We start from the raw sequence: 22,328 nt of genomic DNA, 5'->3' as shown, positions 1-22,328 counted from the left end.
CCTCGTGTCGGGCGGTCCGTCTACAGGTCGAGTACCAGCAGATCGCTTCGCGATCGCGAGCAGCACGGCATGAACTGGTCGCCGGCCGCTTGTTCCGCTTCCGTCAGATACGAATCGCGATGGTCGGGCTCGCCTTCGAGCACGCGCGTCACGCAGGTGCCGCATACACCTTGCTCGCACGACGTGAGCACATCGACGCCGTTGGCTGCCAGCGCGGCGATGACCGTGCATTCGGCCGGCACGTCGATCACCTTGCCGCTGCTCGCGAGGCGGACCTGGAACGCGCGATCCGCGCCGGACGACGCAACTGCGCCGCCGAAGAACTCGTAATGCAGCCGCTCGTCGGCCCAGTTGCGATCGCGCGCGGCGTTCAGCACCGCGTCCATGAAGCCGCGCGGGCCGCATACGTACAGGTGGGTGCCATCAGGCGCTGCGGCGAGTACGGCGGGCAGGTCGAGGCGTTGCGCGGGGTCGCCGTCGTCGACGTGGAAGCGGGCGCGGTCGCGGAACCCGGCTGCTTTGATCCGCTCGACAAAGGCCATGCGATCGGTCGAACGCGCGCAGTAGTGCATGTCGAAGGGCGTGCCGGACGCGAACAGCCGTTCTGCCATGCAGAGAATCGGCGTGACGCCGATCCCGCCCGCGAGCAACAGGTGGTGCGGCGCGTCGGGCGCGAGCGGAAACTGATTGCGCGGCATGCCGATCCGTACGGTATCGCCTTGCCGGACGTCATCGTGAATGGTGCGCGACCCGCCGCGACCCTCGGCATCGCGCAGCACCGCGATCTGGTAGCGATCGCCGTGTTCGGGGTGGTTGCACAGCGAGTACTGGCGCACGAGCCCGCCCGGCAAATACACGTCGATATGCGCGCCGGCGTCGAAGCGCGGCAAGGGCGACCCGTCATCGCTGACGAATTCGAAACCGCAGATGTCGCGCGCTTCCTGCCACTTGCGGGCCACCCGGACCGTCAGCGTCGCGGCGCTCATGACGCCTCCTTGATCTGCGCGACCGGAATCACGGGCCGCTGCGGATTCGATGCGCTTTCGTCGGCGAGCAGCCGCTCGATCACCTTGCGCGACAGCACGCCGCCGGCGTCGATGTTGAGCTTGAGCAGCTTGCGGTCCGGCCACTGCTCGAGGTTGAGCTGCTGGCGCTCGAGCATCTCGAGATCCTCGGCGAAGATCTTGCCCTGACCGTCGCGGATCTCGGTGGTCAACGCGTGATCGTCGGGCCGGAAGTTGCGCGCCATCCCCCAGAAATACCAGATCGACGTGTCCGTCTCCGGCGTGATGAAGTCGACCACGATCGACGACGCCTTCAGCTCGGCCGGCGCGTCGTAGCCTCCGTGGCCTGCATGCGCGACGCCCACTTCGATCATCACGTGGCTCGGTGGCGTGAAGCGGCAGATCTGCCAGCGGTCGACCGCCACGTCATCGGCCAGCCCGTTGCCGCGCAGTGCCATCCGCCAGAACGGCGGCGGCATCACGTTCTCCATGAAGCGGCTCGTGACGACTTCGTCGCCGTTGGCGGTCGTCTTCGGCGGCGCTTCGTCGATTTCCTTCTGGCCGATGCTCGTCGCATGCACGTAGGTCTCGTGCGTGAGGTCCATCAGGTTGTCGATCATCAGCCGGTAGTCGCAACGGATGTGATACAGGCCGCCGCCGTGTGCCCAGGCAGGATCTTCGGCCCACTGGAGCGCGGGCAGTTTGTCGGGATCGGCCGCGGACGCATCGCCGGGCCACACCCAGACGAATCCATACCGCTCGACTACCGGAAAGCTGCGAATCGGCGGAAAGCCGCCGACGCGCTGGCCCGGCATGCCGGCCGTCTTGCCGTTGCAGCCCATTTCGAGCCCGTGATAGCCGCACACGAGCACGCCGTCGCGCACGAATCCCAGCGACAGCGGCGCGCCGCGGTGCGGGCAGAAGTCTTCGAGCGCGGCGACCCGGCCGTCCGCCGCGCGGTAGAACACCATCGACTCGTTGCAGATCTTGCGGCCCAGCGGCTTGCCGTCGATTTCATCGGGCGTGCACGCGACATACCAAGCGTTCTTGAGAAACACGTTCTTCGTCTCCTTCAGGGCGGTGCCGCCGGTGCGCGGCAATCCTTCATTCCGTGTACTGAATGAGATTCAGTGTACTTATTGACGTTGGTCAGGGCAAGGCGAGCGGTATACTGGTTTTCCCGGGAAATGGCGCGACGCAGCGCCATGCCGTCGGCGCACGCAACAGCGTGCGCCGCCTATGTCATCGACTCATTCATGGAAAAAACGAATCCCGCCGACGCGCCCGCTTTCCCGCTCGACCTGTACGACGAACCCGGGCACCTGATCCGGCGCGCGCACCAGATCGCGGTTGCGATGTTCTACGAGAAGCTTGGCCGGGACGTGACGCCCGTGCAGTACGCGGTCCTGCGGATGCTCTACGAGTGCCCGGGGCTCGATCAGGTGACGCTCGCGCAGCGAGTGGCGCTCGACACGTCGACGACCGCGGACCTCGCGGTCCGGCTCGAAGCGAAAGGATTGATCGTTCGCGAAGTGTTACCGCGGCGTCAGCGGCGCTTGTTGCTGACGCCGGCGGGTGTCGAGCTGCTCACGCACCTGATTCCGTCGGTGCAGGAACTGCGCGCCGGCCTGTTCGACGGCATGGGGGAGGACGATTCGCGGGAACTGATGCGCCTGTTGCGCAAGTTCGTTCATTTGAACAACGAGCAGAGCCGTGCGCCGCTGCGGGTCGGCGAGGAGTCGTAGCGGCTGATTTCCGCGCGATGGAAGAGCAGATGCGGCAAGGCGGCAGCAGCTTCGCGCCGCCTGCCTGCATTATGGGCGTGACGCTTCCCCTTCCAGCCGCCGCACCGCTTCCGCGACCTCGTTCCTGAAGCGCACGAGCGCCGCTTGTTCCGGCGCGGGCGGCTGCACGGCGGCCCAAAGCATGTCCACGAGCTGGGTGGCCGTCGTTTCCGTATCGAGCTTGCGGTGCCCGAGGATCGCATCCCACAGCACGTGCTCGATCGGCCCGAACACCATCGAGCGCAGCAGGCTCAGCGGCATGTCGCCGCGTACCTGCCCGGCCGCCTGGCCGCGCGCGAGTACGTCCATCAGCGGCGCCGTGTATCGGCGCTGCAGCGCGGTGAGCTCGTCGCTCAACGCATGCTGCTTCGCCCGCCCCTCCGACAGCACCAGCGCGCACAGCCCGGTGCCGTTCACCAGCATTAGCCGCAGGTGCGTGCGCACGATGAACGCGAACTGCTGCTGCACCGACGCTTCCTGCGGCATCCCGAGTTCGAATGCGGCAATGATTTCGTCATACCAGTCGGCAATCACGCGCGCGCACAGCTCGCGCTTGCCGCGGAAGTAGCTGAACACCGTCGCCTCCGATACGCCGACGCGCTGCGCGATCTCGGCGGCCGTCGCATGCTCGTAACCCTTTTCGGCGAACACTTCACGACCGGCGCGCAGGATGTCCTGCACGCGCTGCTGGGACTTGCGCCCGGCAGGTGCGCGCGACGGCTCGGGGTGGTCGGCTTTGGCGGTGGCGGTCATGGTGTCGGCGGTAGCGGCTGTCATGCTGCAATGATATCTGAGTGTCACTCAAAAAACTATTGACGCCAAGCCGGACGAGGCGCGAAACTGTGCAAAATTTACGCTGTATTGGCTTAATGAATCGACGCATTGATCCGATTTGAGCGACACTCAGAAATCGGCGCGTGCGACCCACTTTCTGGAGACGGAGGAGACATGATCAACCTGCCCGGTGTGCAATTCATGCTCGGTGAAGACATCGAGATGCTGCGCGACGCCGTCGCGACGTTCGCGGCCAAGGAAATCACGCCGCGCGCGGCGGAAGTCGACCGCACCGACCAGTTTCCGATGGATCTGTGGAAGAAGTTCGGCGATCTCGGCGTGCTCGGCATGACGGTCGCCGAGGAATACGGCGGCGCGAACATGGGCTACACCGCGCACATGGTCGCGATGGAAGAGATCTCGCGCGCATCGGCGTCGATCGGCCTGTCGTACGGCGCGCACTCGAACCTGTGCGTGAACCAGATCCACCGCAACGGCACCGAGGCGCAGAAGCAGAAATATCTGCCGAAGCTCGTGTCGGGCGAACACATCGGCGCGCTCGCGATGAGCGAGCCGAACGCGGGTTCCGACGTCGTCAGCATGAAGCTGCGCGCGGACAAGCGCGGCGACCGCTACGTGCTCAACGGCACGAAGATGTGGATCACCAACGGCCCCGACTGCGACACGCTCGTCGTCTACGCGAAGACGGACATCGACGCCGGCCCGCGCGGCATCACCGCGTTCATCGTCGAGAAGGGGATGAAGGGCTTCTCGGTCGCGCAGAAGCTCGACAAGCTCGGCATGCGCGGATCGCACACGGGCGAACTCGTGTTCCAGGACGTCGAGGTGCCGGAGGAGAATATCCTCGGTCAGCTCAACGGCGGCGTGAAGGTGCTGATGAGCGGCCTCGACTACGAACGCGCGGTGCTGTCGGGCGGCCCGACGGGCATCATGGCCGCGTGTCTCGACGCGGTGGTGCCGTATATCCACGACCGCAAGCAGTTCGGCCAGTCGATCGGCGAATTCCAGCTGATCCAGGGCAAGGTCGCCGACATGTACACCACGTTCCAGGCGTGCCGCGCGTACCTGTATGCGGTCGGCCGCCATCTCGACTCGGCGGGCAGCGACCACATTCGCCAGGTGCGCAAGGACTGCGCGGGCGTGATCCTCTACACGGCCGAGAAGGCCACGTGGATGGCCGGCGAGGCGATCCAGATCCTTGGCGGCAACGGTTACATCAACGAATACCCGGTCGGCCGTCTGTGGCGCGATGCGAAGCTGTACGAGATCGGTGCCGGCACGAGCGAGATCCGCCGCATGCTGATCGGCCGCGAGCTGTTCGCGGAAACGATGTAACGCCCCACGATACGCGAACGGAGCCCCGTCGATGCCGATCATCGAATCGAAACTGAACCCGCGTTCGGAAGAATTCCGCGCGAACGCCGCGGCGCTGGAGGCGGTCGTCGCCGACCTGCGCGCGAAGATCGAACAGCTCGCGCAAGGCGGCGGCCAGGCCGCGCGCGACAAGCATCTGTCGCGCGGCAAGCTGCTGCCGCGCGACCGTATTGCGCAGCTGCTCGATCCGGGTGCGCCGTTCCTCGAGCTGTCGCAGCTCGCGGCGAACGGCATGTACAACGACGACGCGCCAGGCGCGGGCGTGATCACCGGGATCGGCCGGATCGCGGGCCGCGAGTGCGTGATCGTATGCAACGACGCGACGGTCAAGGGCGGCACCTACTACCCGATGACGGTCAAGAAGCACGTGCGCGCGCAGGAAATCGCCGCGGAAAACCGGCTGCCGTGCGTGTACCTCGTCGATTCGGGCGGCGCGAACCTGCCGAACCAGGACGACGTGTTTCCCGATCGCGACCACTTCGGCCGCATCTTCTTCAACCAGGCAACGATGTCCGCCGCGGGAATCGCGCAGATCGCTGTCGTGATGGGCTCGTGCACGGCGGGCGGCGCGTACGTGCCGGCGATGAGCGACGAGTCGATCATCGTGAAGAACCAGGGCACGATTTTTCTCGGCGGCCCGCCGCTCGTGAAGGCCGCGACCGGCGAGGAAGTGAGCGCGGAGGATCTCGGCGGCGGCGACGTGCACACGCGCCTGTCGGGCGTGGCCGACCATCTCGCGCAGAACGACGCGCATGCGCTGTCGATCGCGCGCAACATCGTCGATCATCTCGCGCCGAAGATCGCATCGCCGGTGGCGGTGCGCGAACCGAAGCCGCCGCGCTACGACGCGAAGAGCCTGTACGGCGTGATTCCGGTCGACACGCGCAAGCCGTTCGACGTGCGCGAGGTGATCGCGCGCATCGTCGATGATTCGGAGTTCGACGAATTCAAGGCGCGCTTCGGCACGACGCTCGTCACGGGCTTCGCGCACATCTGGGGCCATCCGGTCGGGATCGTCGCGAACAACGGCATCCTGTTCTCCGAATCGGCCGTGAAGGGCGCGCATTTCATCGAGCTGTGCTGCCAGCGCAAGATTCCGCTCGTGTTTCTGCAGAACATCACGGGCTTCATGGTCGGCCGCAAGTACGAGAACGAAGGCATCGCGCGCCATGGCGCGAAGATGGTGACGGCCGTGTCGAACGCGAAGGTGCCGAAGTTCACGGTGATCATCGGCGGCTCGTTCGGCGCGGGCAACTACGGGATGTGCGGCCGCGCATTCGGCCCGCGTTTCCTGTGGATGTGGCCGAACGCACGCATCTCGGTGATGGGCGGCGAGCAGGCCGCGTCGGTGCTCGCGACAGTGCGCCGCGACGGCATCGAGGCGAAGGGCGGTTCGTGGTCGAGCGACGAAGAAGAGGCGTTCAAGCAGCCGATCCGCGACCAGTACGAGCGCCAGGGGCATCCGTATTACGCGAGCGCGCGGCTGTGGGACGACGGTGTGATCGACCCTGCGCAGACGCGCGACGTGCTGGGCCTCGGCCTTGCCGCATCGATGAACGCGCCGATCGACGATACGCGCTTCGGCGTGTTCCGGATGTAACGAGCGAGGGGCGGACGATGCGATACGAAACCATCAAGGTCAACGAAGCAAACCGCGTGGCGACCGTCACGCTCGCGCGGCCCGACGTGCGCAACGCGTTCAACGAGACGACGATCGCCGAGCTCACCACCGCGTTCGAGTGGCTCGATGCGCACGCCGGCGTGCGCGCTGTCGTGCTCGCGGCGGAAGGCGCGGCGTTCTGCGCGGGCGCGGACCTGAACTGGATGAAGAAGATGGCCGGTTACTCGGACGACGAGAATCGCGCCGACGCGCGCAAGCTCGCGCGGATGCTCGAGGCGATCCATCGCTGCGGGAAGCCGGTGATCGCGCGCGTGCACGGCGACGCGTATGCGGGCGGCGTGGGCCTCGTCGCGGCGGCCGACATCGCGATCGCCGCCGAAGGCGCGAAGTTCTGCCTGTCCGAAGCGCGGCTCGGGCTGATTCCGGCAACGATCGCGCCGTACGTCGTGCGCGCGATGGGCGAGCGCGCGGCACGCCGCTACTTCACGACGGCCGAAGTGTTCGACAGCGCGCGCGCCGCGTCGCTCGGCTTCATTCACGATGCCGTGCCGGCCGAGGCGCTCGACGAAACGGTCGCGAAGCTGGCCGCGACGCTCGTCGCGAACGGCCCCGATGCGGTGCGTGCGTGCAAGCGGCTCGTCGCCGACGTGGCCGGCCGGCCGCTCGACGCGACGCTGATCGAGCAGACCGCCGACTGGATTGCGCGGACCCGCGCCGGCGCGGAAGCGCGCGAAGGGATCGCGTCCTTCCTCGAGAAACGCACGCCTTCGTGGCGTGAATGACGGCGTGCCCCTAACTTTCCGGACGACACCGAAGCCATGTTCGACAAGATTCTGATCGCCAACCGCGGCGAAATCGCCTGCCGCGTCGCCGCGACGTGCAAACGTCTCGGGATCGCGAGCGTCGCCGTCTATTCCGACGCGGACGCGAACGCGAAACACGTCGCAGCGTGCGACGAAGCCGTGCACATCGGCGGCTCGGCGGCCGCGGACAGCTACCTGCGCATCGAGCGCATCATCGAGGCCGCGCGCGCGACCGGCGCGCAGGCCATCCACCCGGGCTACGGTTTCCTGTCGGAGAACGAGGATTTCGCGCACGCGTGCGAAGCGGCCGGCATTGCGTTCATCGGGCCGCCGGTCGACGCGATCGCGGCGATGGGCTCGAAGGCCGCCGCGAAGGCGCTGATGCACGCGGCCGCGGTGCCGCTCGTGCCCGGCTATCACGGCGACGACCAGGATGCAGCCCACCTGCATCGCGAAGCCGACGCAATCGGCTACCCGGTGCTGCTCAAGGCGAGCGCGGGCGGCGGCGGCAAGGGCATGCGCGTGGTCGAGCGCTCCGAGGACTTTCCGGCGGCGCTCGCGTCGTGCCAGCGCGAGGCCGCGAGCAGCTTCGGCAATGATCGCGTGCTGATCGAGAAATACCTGACGCGCCCGCGTCACGTCGAGGTGCAGGTGTTCGGCGACACGCACGGCAACACCGTCTACCTGTTCGACCGCGACTGCTCGGTGCAGCGCCGTCACCAGAAGGTGCTCGAGGAAGCGCCGGCGCCGGGGCTGCATGAAGACGTGCGCCAGGCGATGGGCGAGGCGGCTGTCGCGGCCGCGCGTGCGGTGAATTACGTCGGCGCGGGCACCGTCGAATTCATCATGACGGGCGAAGCGTTCTACTTCATGGAAATGAACACGCGCCTGCAGGTCGAGCATCCGGTCACCGAGATGGTCACGGGGCTCGATCTCGTCGAGTGGCAACTGCGCGTCGCATCGGGCGAGCCGCTACCGCTGCAGCAGGACGAACTGCGCGTGCACGGGCATGCGATCGAGGCGCGTCTCTATGCGGAGAATCCGGCGCGCGGCTTCCTGCCGTCCACCGGCACGCTGAAGCACCTGCGGCTGCCGGAAGGCGTCGAGTTCGCGATCGGCGCGCCAGTGCGCATCGACAGCGGCGTGCGCGAGGGCGACGCGATCACGCCGTTCTACGATCCGATGATCGCGAAGCTGATCGTGCACGGCGCGGATCGCGCGGAGGCGCTCGGCCGGATGCTGCGCGCGCTGCGTGCGTGCGAGGTGGTCGGCCTGCACACGAACGCCGCGTTCCTGCAGCGGATCGTCACCTGCGAGCCGTTCGCAATCGCCGATCTCGACACGGGCCTGATCGAGCGCAACCACGATGCGCTGTTCGCGCCGCAACGGCCGCCGCGCGCGACGCTCGCGCTGGCCTGCGCGGCGCTGCTCGCGCGCGAACGCGACGCGGCCCCACGGGAAGGCGCGTCGCCGTGGCGTGCGCTGCCGGACTGGCGGCTGAACGGCGGCTATCGCCGCACGCTCGAGTGGCATGCGCCCGAACGCGAAGCGGACGTGACGGTCACCTACGAGGACGGCGGCGACAGCACGCGCCTCGCCACCGGCGACGCGGCCGCGCAGCCGTTCGCGTGGACGCGCGGCGCAACGCCGCTCGACTTCGACGTGACGCTCGACGGCGTGCGCAGCAGCGGCCGCGTGTACGCCGACGGCGACAGTTTCCACGTGTTCACGCAGGGTGTCGCCGAGACCTTCGAATGGCGGAACGTGCTTGCGCACGCGGGCGATGCCGAGCATGGCGGCGGCCGCCTCACTGCGCCGATGCCCGGGAAGGTGATCGCGGTGCTGGTCGAGCCGGGCCAGAAAGTCGAGGCCGGCACGCCGCTGATCGTGATGGAAGCGATGAAGATGGAGCACACGATCGGCGCGCCGGGCGCGGGCGTCGTCGCCGAAGTGCTGTACGGCGTCGGCGACCAGGTCGCGGATGGCGCGCAGCTGCTGATGATGGCTGAAGGCTGACCGGGGCGTGCGTCGCGCACGGGCCGGCGTGGCGCCTCGCGGTGCGGCGCCGGCCTCGTCGCATCTGGCGCGTGGCGTCCCGTGCGGTGCGCCCGGTGGCCAACCCGGGCCGTTGGCACCGCGTATGACCATGCATGACAGTCTGGCGGCCGGCGTTCCGCTAGACTGGCGGATTGCTCGCGCGGCCGCTTGCCCCGCGCTACACTGCGTCCATTCAACTTCCCACCCCGCCGACGATGACGTCTCCTGTCCTGAACGGCCTGCGCATCGGTATCACGATCGGACTGCGCACCCCCGACGAAAGCCTGTGGATCAACGGCATCAAGCAGAACGCGCTGTTTCTCGCGAAGCTGCTGATGGCGTCGCCGCATGGCTACCACGTGACGCTGGTCAACACGACCGACGTGCCGCTGACCGACGCGCTGCCGTGGGATCGCACCGTGTACGACACGCGCGCGTTCGCGGACATGAAGGATGCGCTCGACGTGGTGATCGAACTCGGCGGCCAGATCGACGCCGCGCAGACGGCCTACCTGAAGGCGCGCGGCGCGAAGATCGTCAGCTACTGCTGCGGCGTCGAGTACATCAACGCGATGGAATCGATGCTGTTCGGACGCCGGTTGTGGGATTCGCTGTTCATCAACCGCGGCTACGACGAGGTGTGGGCGATTCCGCAGATCGCGCCGTCGTCGCTGCCGTTCCTGCAGTCGCTGCGCCGCTGCCCGGGGCGCGTCGTGCCGTTCGTGTGGGATCCGATGTTCCTCGACGCGCGAGCGGCATCGCTGCCCGAGCACGGCGAGTACCGCCCGCGCACCGAGCCGGGCAAGCGGCTTACGGTGATGGAGCCGAACCACAACGTCGTGAAGTTCTGCGTGTACCCAATGCTGATCATCGACGAAGCGTATCGCCGCGACCCCGATGCGATCTGCTTCACGCACGTGACTAACGCCGACCGGCTCGCGCATGACAGCCCAGAGTTCGTGATGCTGATGAACTACCTGGACATCGTGCGCGCCGGCAAGGCGAGCTTCGTCGGTCGTTTCGACACGCCGCTGTTCCTGGCCGACCTGACCGACATCGTGGTGTCGCATCAATGGTCGAACCCGCTCAACTACTTCTATTTCGACGTGTGCTGGCAGGGCTATCCGCTTGTGCACAACGCGAGCCTCGCACCTGATCTCGGCTACTACTACCCGGACAACGACGTGCAGAAGGGCACGGAAGCGCTGTTGCACGCGCTGCACACGCACGACGACGACTGGCAAGGCTACACGCGGCGCCAGCGCGAGATCCTCGGCCGCTATACGTCGGCGAACCCCGCGCTCGTCGCCGAATACGATGCGCTGCTCGCGAACCTGATCGGCGCGACGGCGGCATAAGGTTGCGCGTTGCCGCATGCCGTCATCCGGATTGGCCGCGGCAATGTCTGAAGAAATGATGCCATTAAAAAAGAAACCGTCGAACCGGGGAGATTCGACGGTTTTTAAGGCACGAATTTGACGGCTCCGAGGGAAGTCCGTCAGAAATTATTTTAAAGGTTAACAAGTCGGAAAGATTGTTAAACATCTTTCAATCGTTGGTCGTCGCATAATTCGACTCGATATTATCGTCTCAAAATGGTCTGATTAATATTTGAGTATTATCAATATCGTTTGAAACGATCAAATTGAATTCTGCGGAGACCGAATGCGCCGTGCCGAGCCATGGCGGCACAACGTGCGGACGGTTGCGGCGAATCCCGGCGTTGGGTCCGGGCAGGATATCGCCGACGGATATTTATCATACAAAACACCAAACATCCGATTTTTGAAACGAGTCTTGCGGTAATCTGAATCGCCGGGCGGGTGGAGAAAATAAACGATATAGATTGGTGCTTTGCAGTCGATTTTGTGTAGTCTGCCGCACTGTTGCCGACGTGTGCGCGTGGTGTATTTTCCGTGTTTGAATATCGTTGACAATATCGGGTTTGACGGCGCACCGAAATAAAAAGTACGCTCCCGGAAAAGATCGAAACAAGAGGATGGGCCGGGTAGGCGGTGGTGCGTGTCGTGGTCGGCTCGCGCCATATGAATCGAGAGCGCGGGCCGTCGTCGGCGGTCCGACATTTGCCGGAGCGCCGGATGAATGCGGTCGAACCTCGCCTTGAGGCGAATAGCGTAGCGAATCGGAACGAGATCGATCTCGTGTTCGGCGCGCATGACGATCACCCCGACCTTGCGTCGGTACGCAGTTTCGTCGAAAGCCGGCTCGGATTCGCGCGCGAGCCGGTCTGCCGCGCCGACCTGTCGGGCGGCGTGCTGTATCACGAATGCCTCGCGCGGCTGCGCTGGGGATCGCGCGAGGCGTTGCCGCCGCTCGCGTTCCTGCCGCGCCTCGAATCGCTCGGGCTGATGCGCTGGTTCGACCGGCTCGTAGTGGGCCGGACGATCGACGCGCTGCGTGCCGATCCGAAGGCCGTGTACGGCTGCAACGTCGCGGCGATGAGCGCGGTGGTGGACGACGCGTGGCTGGCCATTTTCAGGCGGCTCGAGCGAGAGCCGTCGGTCGCGGCGCGGCTGGTCGTCGAGATTACCGAGACGGGGCCGCTGAATCCCGTCGCGGGCCGGTCGTTCGTGAACCGGTTTCGCCAGATCGGGTGCCGTGTCGCGATCGACGACTTCGGCGTCGGCTTCAGCGCTCTGAACAACCTGGTGGTCGGCAACCCCGATATCGTGAAGCTCGACAGGTCGGTCCTGTCGCTGATCAAGCGCAACGCGATCGGGCGCTACCAGTTTCGCCGGCTGATCGCGTTCGCGCACGAGAGCGCGCGGCACGTCGTCGTCGAAGGCGTGGAGAACGAGATCGACCGGCAGATCATCCTGGATTCCGGTGTCGCCTGGGCACAGGGCATCCGCTTTACATGGCGGTCACCGGCCGCCGCATGACACCGTGGCGCGGGCGCGGCGTGCCGACACAGGGCAACGAAGGATCGGAAAGGGGCGTGGGTATGGCGACGACGAAAGCCGGGCATGGAACGGGCACGCGGGCGGCCGATGCGTGCGAACTCGTCGCGATCGCCGAACTGGCAGACATGCTGTCGCAGCTCGGCGCCGAATCGACCGATGCACGGTTCGACGTCGCACCGTATCTCGATGGCCTGAAGGCCGTTGCGCATCATATTCACCGGATGAAGCCGCTCGACGCCGACGGCTGCGAAATCGCGGCGCGGCACTACTATGCCGGCGTGTTTGCGGGCGCCTACGGCGACGATTCGGCAATTGCGCGCGGTGTATCCGGCAGCCTCGCTCGGCACGTCGGCCAGGCCAGCCGTGCCGCGCTCCGCTGTTTCGCTGGGCTCGCGCGAATCGGACGCCGGCATGGCCGCCTGTTTGCCACGCACGGCGGCGACGGTGTGCCGCCCTGGCGTCCGCTCGCGCGCCGCGCCTGACGCTCGCCGATCACGGGCGTGCGGCGCCCGCCAGGCCCCCCGTCAGTCTTTTCCGAATTCCCCGAGCACGAGCGCCAGCGCGCGATCGACAGCATCGTCCCATTGGCCCGGATGCGCGGCGCGCACGATCCGGATGCCCGGATACAGCGCGGTACGTGAGCCGGTTTCCCAGCGCGCATCGGCTTTCGGGCTCAGCAGCAGGACCGCGGGCACACCCAGCGCGCCGGCCAGGTGGATGTGCGCGGTACAGGTGGTGACCACGGCATCCATCGCGAGCATCAGCGCGGCCAGATCGCTGAAATCGCCGATCGCATGATGCGGGAACGTGACCGGCAAATCCGACGGCTCGGCGTGCGCGGCGATGTCGCGGTTGATGCAGTACGCGGCATGGCCATGCAGTCGCGCCAGTGGCGCGAGATCGCGCAGGCTGGCCGCGCGCAGGAAGCGCGCATCGCTTTCGTCGCGGCCGCGCCAGTTGAGGCCGATGCGGCGCGTGCCCGGTGCGTTGCCGTCGCGCGCGACGCGTTCGCGCCAGGCGGTCGCCCGTTCGGGCGGACACGACAGGTACGCGGCCGGCGCGCCGGCCGGTGCAGGCGCATAGCCGAACTGCGCGGCCAGCACCAGGAACGAACACCAGTAGTCGTGCGCAAGCTGCGACGTGTCGACCCACGCGCCGTGCGCGCCGACGAATTCGATGCGCGGGAACGTATGGCGCATCAGACTGGCCAGCGCGGCGGGGACGATGACCGTCACCGCCGCGCAGCCGAGCGCGTCGAGCGTATGCAGGTAGCGTGCGTACTGGAGCTGGTCGCCGACACCGCCGTAGCTGATCACGAGCAGCCGCTTGCCGTGCAGCGACTGGCCGTCGTAAAGCCGTTCGATCGGCAGCCCGAACTGCGCGGCGGTCAGCACGTTCTCGCTAGCGATGGTCGCGCGCGCCGCTTCGTCGCGCCGGCCGGCACGCAGCAGCAGCGCCGAGCGCGCGAGTTCGACACGCCCGCGCAGCGCATCGGGCAGCGCGGCCGGGTCGCCGATGCGTTCGAGTGCCGCGAGCCCGGCGTCGGGCGCGCCGGCGAAGCCGTAGCACGACGCGAGCTGGAACGCGATCGCCTCATCGTCGAGGCCCCGGCCGCGCGCGCGCAGCCAGCGGCCGATCGCGTGGCCCCATTCGCAGCGCGCCTCGTGTTCGAGCGCGCGGTTCCAATGCGTTTCGGGCGGGTCGGTCTCGGCGGCCGCGACGGCATTCGCGTCGTCATGTGCGCGAGCGGATGCACCGCCGATCGGCTCGCCCGAGATGAACAGGCGCTGCCGGTCCCAGCGCGGGTTCGGCACGCACAGCAGATTCGGTCCGTCGAGCCGGTAGAACGTGTAATCGAGGCCGGCGAACGTAGCGATGACGCGTGCGTCATCCGCGTCCCGGTATGCGATCCAGCACCACGGCAGATGCGTTTCGATCGACTGGCGTGCACCGTGCAGCGCGTCGATCTCCATTCCATCGATGTCGAGCTTCAGGAAATCGAGGCGCGGCAGGCCGAGCGAATCGAGCCTGACCGTCGGGGCTGGCGTGCCGTCGGCCGCGGGCGCGTCGACATGTGCGGCCGGTTCGGCGTCGGCGGGCCGTTCGTCGTCGACGTCGGGCACCGTCATCGTGCCGTTGCGGCTCGCGAGCCCCATGTTCAGCAGATGAAGGTTGTGGATCTGGTTGAGCGCGACGGTGCCGCCGAGCGCGTGGAACAGCGTGCGCCGCGGCTCGAACGCATGAACGTGGCCGCCGCGTTCGCGCAAGCGCTGCGCGATCGGCACGCAGACAAGTCCCGCATTCGCCCCGCCGTCCACCGCGATCGCGCCGTCGGGCAACTGGTCGATCACCTGCATGATCGCGTCGAGCTCGGCCTGGTTGTGCGGCCGGCCGGTCTTGATCAGCGCGTCGGCTTGCCGTGTGTTGCGCCGGTCGATGACGAACGGGCCGTGGACCGAATCGATCACGACGAAGTTGCGGACGGTTTGCTTCATGAGCCGATGGCGGACGGATGCGCTCAGCCGAGCGCGCGCCCGGCGAACAGGCGCTGGATCTGCTCGGAATACGCGCGGACGTTGTGGTCGGCGAGTGTGTCGACCTGCTGCAGACAGCGGCGGGCCGCTGCGGCGTAATCGTCGAGCCGCGCGTCGTGCGTTTGCGCGGCGGTCGCGATCGCGCGCGCCGCGTCGAAGATCTCGAAGTCCGGGTAGTAATAGCCGACGTCGCGCAGGAACGGCGAGTTGTGCACGAGCGGGTAGTTGCCGTACAGCGCGTCGTACAGCAGGTAGTTCAGGCCGTTTTCCCAGTGGTGCGACACGACGATGTCGGTGTGATGCGCGGCCCACGCGACGAACGGCGCGCGCACGTCGGCCGTCGCCTTGCCGTCGCGCACCATCTCGAGCCCGAGCGCGAGATGCTTGAAGGCGACGTTTTCCTTCTTGTCGAACGTGTTGGTCATGTACACGTGCTCGACGAGCTCCGGGTGCTCGACGTAGCACGCGTTCGCGGCCAGCATCGGCACGATCGAACTCTTCACGACGTTCAGGTTTGGTTCGAAGAACGCGATGCGCTTGGCCGGGCCGTGATTGCGGTAGCCGAAGCGCGCCTTCAGTTCGGGATCGGCGTCGAGGCTGCGTTCGATGAAGTACGGCGACCAGATGTGCGGCAGCTCGATCACCGGTGCGCGATACACGGCCTGGAAGTAGGCCGCGCACGTGTGCATGTGCTGCGGGTTGGTCCAGATCTCGTCGAATTGCACGCGGTTCGGGTTCGGCCGCCAGTTGTTCTTCTCGAAGTTGATCGTCTCGACCGCGATCACGTAGTCATTGCCGAAGCGGTACGACACGCACTTGCCGCCGCGCTGGCGCACCGCGTCCGTGTGCGACGGATCGATGAACGCGTTCATCTCGATCAGCAGGTCGGTCTGGTGGACGATAGACGACAGCGGCCGCAGCGCGTCGCCGAATGCGTCCATCATCAGCGCCTGCGGGTAGTCGGTGATGCCGTCGTCGTGCGCGAGCCACACTTCGCCGATCAGCGGCGAGCGTTTCAGCAGCATGTACAGGTACACGCAATGCTGGTTCGCGCCGTTGTACCAGATCGACTGCGTCGCGTCGCGCTGAACGTTCATCGAAATCGCGACATTGATTTTCATCGGCAGCTCCGGGCGGACGGTGCGCGGTTCAAGGCGTGTAGTTCTGCGACTGGCGCGGCACGTAGCCGGTCAGGTGCCAGCGGCCGTCGTCGTCGAGGCGAAAGCTCAGCTTTTCGTACACGGTCGTCCCGGTCGTGAGCGTCGTCGCATAGTCGACATTCGCATAAAGCCCGTCGGGGGTCGGCGATGAATTCGAGTAGCGAATCCGCGTGATCTGTGCCCAGCCGCGATGGCTGACCATGCCGACCGATTGGCGCGCGCGCTGCATGTCCAGGGCGAACTGCTCCTGCTTGATGTGCGCCTTCACGAACGCGGCGGAGTCGTTCCACACCGCGCCGTACTGGCCGGCGTCGAGCTGTTTGAAGACCGCATCGGCATCGCGCAGCAGCGCGTCGGCCGATTCGCCGCCGGATTGCGCGTGCGCACCGATCGCAATCGACGCGATGGCGCAGCCGATCAGCCATTTCGTACGGGAGAGGGGCGGGTATGCGTTCATGTCGGAGTCCGGAGGAGGCGGCGCGTCATGCGTCGCGATAGAGCGAGGCGATCGCGTCGGAATATGCGGCGACGTTGTCGGGGTTGTAGATGCTGACCGAGTCGAGCACGTGCTTCGATTGCTCGCGGTATGCGTCGAGGTTCGCATCGTGCTCGGCGAACGCCTGCAGCAGCGCGCGGCCGCCGGCCTGGCAATCGAAGTCCGGATAGAAATACCCGGCCTTGCCGAGGAACGGCGAGTTGTGGATCAGCGGATAGTCGCCGTACAGCAGTTCGTAGTACAGGTAGTTCTGCGCGTTTTCCCACGTGTGCGATACCACCGCGTCGCCGTAGGCGGCCATGAACTCGTACACCGCATAGCGGCTTTCGAACGTCGTGATCCCGTGGTTGACGATGTCGAGGCTCTTCGCGAAGTGGACGAACGTCGCGTGTTCCTTCAGGTGCAGCGTGTTGCACACGCGCACGAACTCGAGGAATTCGGGCTTCGCGCGATACGCCTCCTCGGTCACCAGCATCGGGATGATGCTCGTCTTCACCATGCAGATGTTCGGCTCGAACATCGTCACGCGCCAGCGCGGCTTGCCGGGTTGGTAGCCGAACGACAAACCGGCGCCGAGCGTCGCGCGTGCCTTGTCGAACAGCATCGGATGCCAGATGTGCGGGACGATCGTCACCGGCGCGCGCAGGCCCGTCTGGTAATAGTGCAGGCATGAGCGCTCGAATTCCGGAATCGTCCATACCGCGTCGTACGGCGCCCCCGAGAACAGGAAGCCCGACGGCTTGTCGAACATCGCCCGCTCGATGTCGATCACGTAGTCGTTGCCGACCCGCATCGTGACGACCTTGCCGCCGCGGTCGCTGAACGCGCGCAGGTAGTCGGCGCCGAACTGCGCGCTCATTTCGATCAGCACGTCGCAGCGCTCCAGCGCTTCGTCCATCGACAGCAGCGGCACGTCCCATTCGCCGAGCATCATCTGCGGATCGGCGAGCTGTTCGCCGCCGTTCACCATCACGGCTTCCGCGACGAGCGGCGACTGGCGTAGCAGCAGGATCAGCAGCAGGCAGTTCTGGAAGATGCCGTTTTCCCATAGGGACTGGCCGGCGCCGCGCACGAACAGCGATACGCCGACGACGAGACGCTTGCCCTCACCGGGCGCTCGACGGGCTTTGGAGTCCGACATGCGTATGCTCCGGTTCAGGCGACCAGGCGCGCGACGAACGCGTCCAGGTTCGCGGGGTTATCGATCGAGACCGACTGCAGCAGCCGGTCGGCTTTCGCACGATAGTCGTCGAGCCGCTCGTCGTGATGCAGCCATGCATCGCGCAGCGCCTGGCCACCGCCGGCGGAATCGAAATCCGGGTAGTAGTAGCCGGCGTCGCCGAGCAGCGTCGAGTTGTGGATCAGCGGATAGCCGCCGTACAGCACGTCGTAGTACAGATAGTTCTGCGCGTTTTCCCAGTGGTGGGACACGACGGCGTCCGCGTGGCGCGCCATGAAGCCCGGCAGGTCGATGCGCGGCTCGAACGTCGCCTTGTGCTGGCGCACGAGGTCGAGGCTGTTCGCGAAGTGCACGAACGTCGGATGTGCCTTCATCTGTATCGAGTTGACGACGAACAGATGCTGCACCGCGTCCGGTTGTGCGCGGTAGAACTCGTCGCACGCGAGCATCGGGTAGTGGCACGACTTCACGACCGAGATGTTCGGCTCGAGCGTGGCGAGATTCCATGGACGACGGCCCGGCCGATAGCCGAACGTCAGGCCTTCGCTCGCCAGCGCGGCGATGCGGCGATCGAGGAAGTACGGCGACCAGATGTGCGGCATCAGGTGCACCGGCGCGCGCAACAGGGTTTGCAGCATCGGCGCACCGGTCTTCGCGTACTGCGGCAGCAGCCATACCTCGTCGAACGGCGCACCGTTGAAAACATGTCCCGACGGCTTGCCGAAGATCGGCGTTTCGGATACGCCGGCATACACGTGGCCGCAGAAGAATGCAGCGATCTTCTTGCCGAGTGCCTTCATGTGCCTGAGCCATTCGACCGGCAGTTGCGCGCCCATCTCGATCACGACGTCGAGTTCGTGCGTGACGTCGGCAGGCTTCACGAGCGGCACGTCGAGACCGTCGAGGTCGAGGCCGGTCGGCAGTGCGTTGGCGTCGCCGCCATTCAGGAAATAGACGGGGCCGACGCGATCGGAGCGCTTGAGCATCATCGCGAGGAACGCGATGTTCTGGTGAATGCCGTTTTCCCAGATCGCCTGGCCGTCCCGCGCAAACAGCGAGATGCCGACGGCCGGCCGTTGCTTGCGGGTGCCGCTCGAGGCGGCTTGATTGATGTCCGTCACCGGTTGGTTTCCTCTGCGGCGTCGTGTGTCCGGCCGTGGCCGCGAAACGGCGCGCCGTGGATTGTCGTGGTCGCGTTCGCGCCGGCGCGCACTGGAATGCGCGTCGAGCGGCGTGGATCGCGATGCGGCCGCCGGATTCCGGAATGTCGTCGGGCGTGTCTGGCACCGCACGCGACGCGGGCGGAACGCCACGGCAGCTGTGTGCGGCGATTGTGGCACGGAAGGTGCCGTTTTGTGGAGGGGGCTGACGAACTTTGACATAGCCGCCGGCGCGGTAGCCGGGGCCCCGGCGAAGCGGGGTCGACGGGGGCAGCAGGGTGCTGGCGGGGCAACTGCGTCCTGCCGGTGAGGGCCGTCGCGAGCAGGCGCGGGGGGCGCACGAGCCCGCGACGGCCGGCTGCTCAGCGCTGCAGCGAGATCTCGACGCGGCGGTTGCTCGCGCGGCCTTCGGCCGTCGCGTTGGACGCGACCGGGTCGGCGCTGCCGCGGCCCGTGACCGATACGGACTGCGCTTTCAGCCCGTGCGCCTTCAGGTAGCTTGCGACGGTTTCCGCGCGGCGCTTCGACAGCGCGAGATTGGCGGCGTCGCTGCCGACCGAATCCGTATGGCCGGTGACCGTCACCTGCGTGTACGTGCGGTCTTCGCGCTCGCTCAACAGCTTGTCGAGCGACGCGCGCGCGGCCGGCGTGAGCGTGGCCAGGCCCGTCGCGAACAGCGCGTCGCCCGCGAGGTTCACATGTTCGACCGCGGCGGCCGCGGGCGCGGGCGCCGGCTCGACGGCCGACGCCGCTGCGGCCGGCGCGGCACCGCACTGGAATACGAGCGTCGCGGGATCCGAGCCGTCGCGCAGCGCACGGGCCGAGTCGACGGTGCGCACCGGCTGGTCGCCGCAGATCTTGCGAGCAGCCTTCATGCAAGTCTGCGGGCCGGACAGCAGGCCGTGGCAGTCCACCTGGAAGGTGCGCACGCCGTCGCGCGGCTGCAGTTCGGATGCGCTGAAGGTCGGGCCGGATGCGGTCGAGCATGCGGCGAGGGCCGTCGCGGAAAGCGCGAGCGCAAGAGCAAGTTTGTTCACGATTACGTCCTCAATGCCTGGGTTGACTGAAGCCCGCCACGCGTTGCGCAGCGGGCTCGTCCTGCCGTCGGGGCCGCCCGGTGCCGTCCGGCTCGTGAGCCGGCGGCGTGGCGGCGCGACGGGTTACTTCCACTGGTACAGCATGCCGGCGCCGATCACCTTCTGACCGCCGCTGAAGCCGCCATTGATCGATGCCTTCAGGTTCTCCGTGATGCGCGCCTGCATGTTGACCGCCATCGCCTTCTGACCCAGGAACGACGCGGTGCCGACACCCATCCCGAAGTTGGCGTCGCGATCGAGCTGCGGGATCGACGCCATCGCGCCGACGGCCGCGATACCCTGCTTCGCCATCTGGTCGGTCTGCTGCAGTTGCGAACCCAGCGAGTTGATCTGCGCCTGCTGGCCCGACAGTGCCGTCGACAGTGTCGTCTGCACCTGCGTCAGCTGGTTCACGTTCACCGCGTCCGTGCCTTGCGTACCCGGCGCGACGTTCGTGATCTGGCGCTGCTGCGTGTCGCTGCCGACCGACACCACGTTCGAACGGCCGCCGTCGTTCGAATTCGCGCCGATCGCCACCGAGTTCGAGCCGGCGGTGACCGTCGGCCGGTCGGAGCCGGTGCCGTTCATGTCGGCCGCGACGGCGGTGTTGTTCACCGATCGCGTCGTGTTGTTGTTGATCGTGGTCGACAACTGGCTCACCTGATCGCCGAGATTCGTCACGCCGGTCGACAGCGAGGCCACCGTGCTGTTCGTCGTGCTCAGGCCGGTCGACAGCGAGCCGATGCCGGTCGACGTCGACGTGGACAGCGACGTGAGGTTGCTGTTCGTCGAACTGAGGCCCGTCGACAGCGAGTTGATCGCCGTCGAGGTCGACGTGGACAGCGACGTCAGCGAGCTGTTCGTCGAGCTCAGGCCCGTGGACAGCGAACCGATGCCGGTCGACAGCGACGAGATGTTCGACGCGGTCGACGTGGACAGGCTGTTGACCGCCTGGTTCGTCGCGTTGAGCTGGCTGCCGTTGATCGCGTCCGTGCTGGTGGACGATACCTGGCCTGCCGCGACGTTCGTGATCTGACGCGTGGCGCCCGTGGCTGCGTCGCCGACGCTGACCACGCCTACTGGCGAGGTGCCCGCGAAGAAGTACGTGACGCCGCCGATCGTGGCGCTCGACGTGCCCACCGCAGTACCCGTGACCGAGTTCGCGCCGAGGGCGATCGAGTTCGCGACGTTGGCTTGCGCATTCGTGCCGAAGGCGAGCGCGTCGGCGGCGGTGGCCGACGCACCCGAACCGTAGGCCTGGGCGCCGGTTGCGCTTGCGACAGCCTTGTTGCCCAGCGCGATCGTGTTGTCCGCGGTGGCCTGGTTCGAGTTGCCGAGGGCGAGCGCGCTGTTGCCGGTGGCCGTGTTCGCGTTGCCGAGCGCCACTGCCCCGGTGCCGGTCGCCGTGTCGTTCGCGCCCATCGCCACCGCGCCGGTGCCCGTTGCGATGCTCGGGTCGCCGATCGCGACCGCGCCGTCGCCGCTCGCCGTGTTGCCGGAGCCGATCGACACCGCCTTGCCGCCAGTGGCCGATGCGTTCTGGCCGATGGCGACCGCGCCGGTCGATGCCGCGTTCGAGCCGTCGCCGACCGCGACGCTGCTGGCGCCTGCTGCGCTGGCGTTCACGCCGGCTGCGAGCGAGTTGACGCCCGTCGCGCCGTTGTTGGCGTAGTTGCCTTGCTGCGTGCCGTTGTCGTTGACGCTGTAGTAGTGCGTCTTCGCGGCTTCGATCGCGGTCGACGTCGAGGTGGACAGCGACGTGATCGAGCTGGTTGCCGACGACAGGCCGGTCGAGGTCGACGTGGACAGCGACAGGATCGTGCTGGTGGCCGTCGAGAGACCGGTCGACGTGGAAGTCGACAGCGAACTGATCGAGCTGGTTGCCGACGACAGGCCGGTCGAGGTCGAAGTCGACAGCGAGCTGATCGAGCTCGTCGCCGACGAGAGGCCGGTGGACGTCGAAGTCGAGAGCGACGCCACCGAGCTGTCGGTCGAGCTCAGGCCCGTGGACAGCGACGTGACGCTGCTTGCGGTCGACGTGGACAGCGACGTGAGCGTGCTGTTGGTCGAGCTGAGGCTGGTGGACAGCGAGCCGATCGAGCTGGTCGCGGACGACAGGCCGGTCGAGGTCGACGTGGACAGCGAGCTGATCGAGCTGGTTGCCGACGAGAGGCCGGTCGACGTGGAAGTCGACAGCGAAGCCACCGAGCTATCGGTCGAGCTGAGGCCGGTCGACAGCGAGTTGATGCCGGTCGAGGTCGACGTCGAGAGCGACGAGATCGAGCTGGTTGCCGACGAGAGACCCGTCGACGTGGACGACGACAGCGACGTAACCGAGCTATCGGTCGAGCTGAGGCCCGTGGACAACGAGCTGATGCCG

General features: G+C 66.8%; 19 protein-coding genes. 8 read left to right on the top strand and 11 right to left on the bottom strand.

Annotated elements, in window-relative coordinates; all coding sequences use genetic code 11:
• Window positions 1–20 precede the first annotated feature (20 nt).
• Entirely contained in the window at window positions 21–986 is a 966-nt protein-coding gene (locus DIE08_RS34335) for a PDR/VanB family oxidoreductase (RefSeq protein ID WP_124906290.1), read from the bottom strand.
• The gene (locus DIE08_RS34330; RefSeq protein WP_124906288.1) at window positions 983–2,062 is read right to left on the bottom strand and encodes an aromatic ring-hydroxylating dioxygenase subunit alpha; all 1,080 of its coding nucleotides are present in this window, start codon (window positions 2,060–2,062) and stop codon (window positions 983–985) included. The genes DIE08_RS34335 and DIE08_RS34330 overlap by 4 nt, the downstream gene beginning before the upstream one ends.
• A gap of 198 nt (window positions 2,063–2,260) precedes the next feature.
• Between DIE08_RS34330 and DIE08_RS34325 the strand changes: the two genes are divergently transcribed.
• The gene (locus DIE08_RS34325) at window positions 2,261–2,749 is read left to right on the top strand and encodes a MarR family winged helix-turn-helix transcriptional regulator (RefSeq protein ID WP_059532660.1); all 489 of its coding nucleotides are present in this window, start codon (window positions 2,261–2,263) and stop codon (window positions 2,747–2,749) included.
• A gap of 69 nt (window positions 2,750–2,818) precedes the next feature.
• On the opposite strand, the gene DIE08_RS34320 is transcribed toward DIE08_RS34325, so the two are convergent.
• The gene (locus DIE08_RS34320; RefSeq protein WP_124906286.1) at window positions 2,819–3,565 is read right to left on the bottom strand and encodes a TetR/AcrR family transcriptional regulator; all 747 of its coding nucleotides are present in this window, start codon (window positions 3,563–3,565) and stop codon (window positions 2,819–2,821) included.
• Between the two features lie 171 nt (window positions 3,566–3,736).
• Between DIE08_RS34320 and DIE08_RS34315 the strand changes: the two genes are divergently transcribed.
• The 5 genes from DIE08_RS34315 (at window position 3,737) to DIE08_RS34295 (ending at window position 10,776) form a co-directional block, all read left to right on the top strand.
• The gene (locus DIE08_RS34315) at window positions 3,737–4,918 is read left to right on the top strand and encodes an isovaleryl-CoA dehydrogenase (protein ID WP_059599720.1); all 1,182 of its coding nucleotides are present in this window, start codon (window positions 3,737–3,739) and stop codon (window positions 4,916–4,918) included.
• Window positions 4,919–4,949: 31 nt separating this feature from the next.
• Window positions 4,950–6,557 (top strand): carboxyl transferase domain-containing protein, encoded by a 1,608-nt coding sequence (locus DIE08_RS34310; protein WP_124629763.1) that lies wholly within the window; start codon window positions 4,950–4,952, stop codon window positions 6,555–6,557.
• A 17-nt stretch (window positions 6,558–6,574) separates the two neighbouring features.
• A complete protein-coding gene (locus DIE08_RS34305; protein WP_124629762.1) occupies window positions 6,575–7,360 on the top strand; it encodes an enoyl-CoA hydratase/isomerase family protein in 786 nt (261 codons plus the stop codon).
• A 36-nt stretch (window positions 7,361–7,396) separates the two neighbouring features.
• Window positions 7,397–9,397, top strand: coding sequence for an acetyl/propionyl/methylcrotonyl-CoA carboxylase subunit alpha (locus DIE08_RS34300; protein ID WP_124906284.1), 2,001 nt, complete (start codon window positions 7,397–7,399; stop codon window positions 9,395–9,397).
• A gap of 236 nt (window positions 9,398–9,633) precedes the next feature.
• Window positions 9,634–10,776 carry a DUF2827 domain-containing protein gene (locus DIE08_RS34295; RefSeq protein ID WP_124906282.1) on the top strand — a complete coding sequence of 381 codons (1,143 nt, stop codon included), beginning with the start codon at window positions 9,634–9,636 and terminating at the stop codon, window positions 10,774–10,776.
• A gap of 282 nt (window positions 10,777–11,058) precedes the next feature.
• On the opposite strand, the gene DIE08_RS35875 is transcribed toward DIE08_RS34295, so the two are convergent.
• Window positions 11,059–11,595 carry a hypothetical protein gene (locus DIE08_RS35875; protein ID WP_185715946.1) on the bottom strand — a complete coding sequence of 179 codons (537 nt, stop codon included), beginning with the start codon at window positions 11,593–11,595 and terminating at the stop codon, window positions 11,059–11,061.
• Between DIE08_RS35875 and DIE08_RS34290 the strand changes: the two genes are divergently transcribed.
• Both DIE08_RS34290 and DIE08_RS34285 read left to right on the top strand, forming a co-directional pair.
• Window positions 11,518–12,321 carry an EAL domain-containing protein gene (locus DIE08_RS34290; protein ID WP_124906280.1) on the top strand — a complete coding sequence of 268 codons (804 nt, stop codon included), beginning with the start codon at window positions 11,518–11,520 and terminating at the stop codon, window positions 12,319–12,321. The genes DIE08_RS35875 and DIE08_RS34290 overlap by 78 nt on opposite strands.
• Before the next feature lie 62 nt (window positions 12,322–12,383).
• The gene (locus DIE08_RS34285) at window positions 12,384–12,824 is read left to right on the top strand and encodes a hypothetical protein (RefSeq protein ID WP_124906278.1); all 441 of its coding nucleotides are present in this window, start codon (window positions 12,384–12,386) and stop codon (window positions 12,822–12,824) included.
• Window positions 12,825–12,866: 42 nt separating this feature from the next.
• Here DIE08_RS34285 and DIE08_RS34280 read toward each other — a convergent pair whose 3' ends face one another.
• The 7 genes from DIE08_RS34280 to DIE08_RS34250 all read right to left on the bottom strand — a co-directional run.
• A complete protein-coding gene (locus tag DIE08_RS34280; RefSeq protein WP_124906276.1) occupies window positions 12,867–14,837 on the bottom strand; it encodes an FkbM family methyltransferase in 1,971 nt (656 codons plus the stop codon).
• 23 nt (window positions 14,838–14,860) lie between these two features.
• Entirely contained in the window at window positions 14,861–15,997 is a 1,137-nt protein-coding gene (locus DIE08_RS34275) for a DUF2827 family protein (protein WP_124906274.1), read from the bottom strand.
• A gap of 28 nt (window positions 15,998–16,025) precedes the next feature.
• The gene (locus tag DIE08_RS34270) at window positions 16,026–16,493 is read right to left on the bottom strand and encodes a DUF4019 domain-containing protein (protein ID WP_124906272.1); all 468 of its coding nucleotides are present in this window, start codon (window positions 16,491–16,493) and stop codon (window positions 16,026–16,028) included.
• Between the two features lie 25 nt (window positions 16,494–16,518).
• Window positions 16,519–17,673: a DUF2827 domain-containing protein gene (locus DIE08_RS34265; protein WP_124906270.1), complete on the bottom strand. Its 1,155-nt coding sequence runs from the start codon at window positions 17,671–17,673 to the stop codon at window positions 16,519–16,521.
• A 14-nt stretch (window positions 17,674–17,687) separates the two neighbouring features.
• Window positions 17,688–18,833 (bottom strand): DUF2827 domain-containing protein, encoded by a 1,146-nt coding sequence (locus DIE08_RS34260; protein ID WP_124906268.1) that lies wholly within the window; start codon window positions 18,831–18,833, stop codon window positions 17,688–17,690.
• A gap of 401 nt (window positions 18,834–19,234) precedes the next feature.
• Window positions 19,235–19,909, bottom strand: coding sequence for an OmpA family protein (locus DIE08_RS34255; protein ID WP_124906266.1), 675 nt, complete (start codon window positions 19,907–19,909; stop codon window positions 19,235–19,237).
• A 123-nt stretch (window positions 19,910–20,032) separates the two neighbouring features.
• Window positions 20,033–22,328: YadA family autotransporter adhesin (locus DIE08_RS34250; protein WP_185715945.1), on the bottom strand; the 2,296-nt coding region annotated here is incomplete at its 5' end.

This window comes from Burkholderia sp. Bp9004 (assembly GCF_003858025.1).
In the GTDB taxonomy this organism is placed as follows: domain Bacteria; phylum Pseudomonadota; class Gammaproteobacteria; order Burkholderiales; family Burkholderiaceae; genus Burkholderia; species Burkholderia diffusa.
The sequence above is the reverse complement of the archived record's forward strand: the minus strand, read 5'-3'. Positions and strand labels throughout refer to the sequence as shown.

Excerpts from the sequence above, each read along its gene's own strand:
- DIE08_RS34315 (WP_059599720.1), top strand. The coding sequence starts at position 3,737 with ATGATCAACCTGCCCGGTGTGCAATTCATGCTCGGTGAAGACATCGAG.
- DIE08_RS34310 (WP_124629763.1), top strand. The coding sequence starts at position 4,950 with ATGCCGATCATCGAATCGAAACTGAACCCGCGTTCGGAAGAATTCCGC.
- DIE08_RS34305 (WP_124629762.1), top strand. The coding sequence starts at position 6,575 with ATGCGATACGAAACCATCAAGGTCAACGAAGCAAACCGCGTGGCGACC.
- DIE08_RS34325 (WP_059532660.1), top strand. The coding sequence starts at position 2,261 with ATGGAAAAAACGAATCCCGCCGACGCGCCCGCTTTCCCGCTCGACCTG.
- DIE08_RS34265 (WP_124906270.1), bottom strand. The coding sequence starts at position 17,673 with ATGTCGGACTCCAAAGCCCGTCGAGCGCCCGGTGAGGGCAAGCGTCTC.
- DIE08_RS34335 (WP_124906290.1), bottom strand. The coding sequence starts at position 986 with ATGAGCGCCGCGACGCTGACGGTCCGGGTGGCCCGCAAGTGGCAGGAA.
- DIE08_RS34275 (WP_124906274.1), bottom strand. The coding sequence starts at position 15,997 with ATGAAAATCAATGTCGCGATTTCGATGAACGTTCAGCGCGACGCGACG.
- DIE08_RS35875 (WP_185715946.1), bottom strand. The coding sequence starts at position 11,595 with ATGCGCGCCGAACACGAGATCGATCTCGTTCCGATTCGCTACGCTATT.
- DIE08_RS34320 (WP_124906286.1), bottom strand. The coding sequence starts at position 3,565 with ATGACAGCCGCTACCGCCGACACCATGACCGCCACCGCCAAAGCCGAC.
- DIE08_RS34270 (WP_124906272.1), bottom strand. The coding sequence starts at position 16,493 with ATGAACGCATACCCGCCCCTCTCCCGTACGAAATGGCTGATCGGCTGC.
- DIE08_RS34300 (WP_124906284.1), top strand. The coding sequence starts at position 7,397 with ATGTTCGACAAGATTCTGATCGCCAACCGCGGCGAAATCGCCTGCCGC.
- DIE08_RS34290 (WP_124906280.1), top strand. The coding sequence starts at position 11,518 with ATGAATGCGGTCGAACCTCGCCTTGAGGCGAATAGCGTAGCGAATCGG.
- DIE08_RS34295 (WP_124906282.1), top strand. The coding sequence starts at position 9,634 with ATGACGTCTCCTGTCCTGAACGGCCTGCGCATCGGTATCACGATCGGA.
- DIE08_RS34285 (WP_124906278.1), top strand. The coding sequence starts at position 12,384 with ATGGCGACGACGAAAGCCGGGCATGGAACGGGCACGCGGGCGGCCGAT.
- DIE08_RS34280 (WP_124906276.1), bottom strand. The coding sequence starts at position 14,837 with ATGAAGCAAACCGTCCGCAACTTCGTCGTGATCGATTCGGTCCACGGC.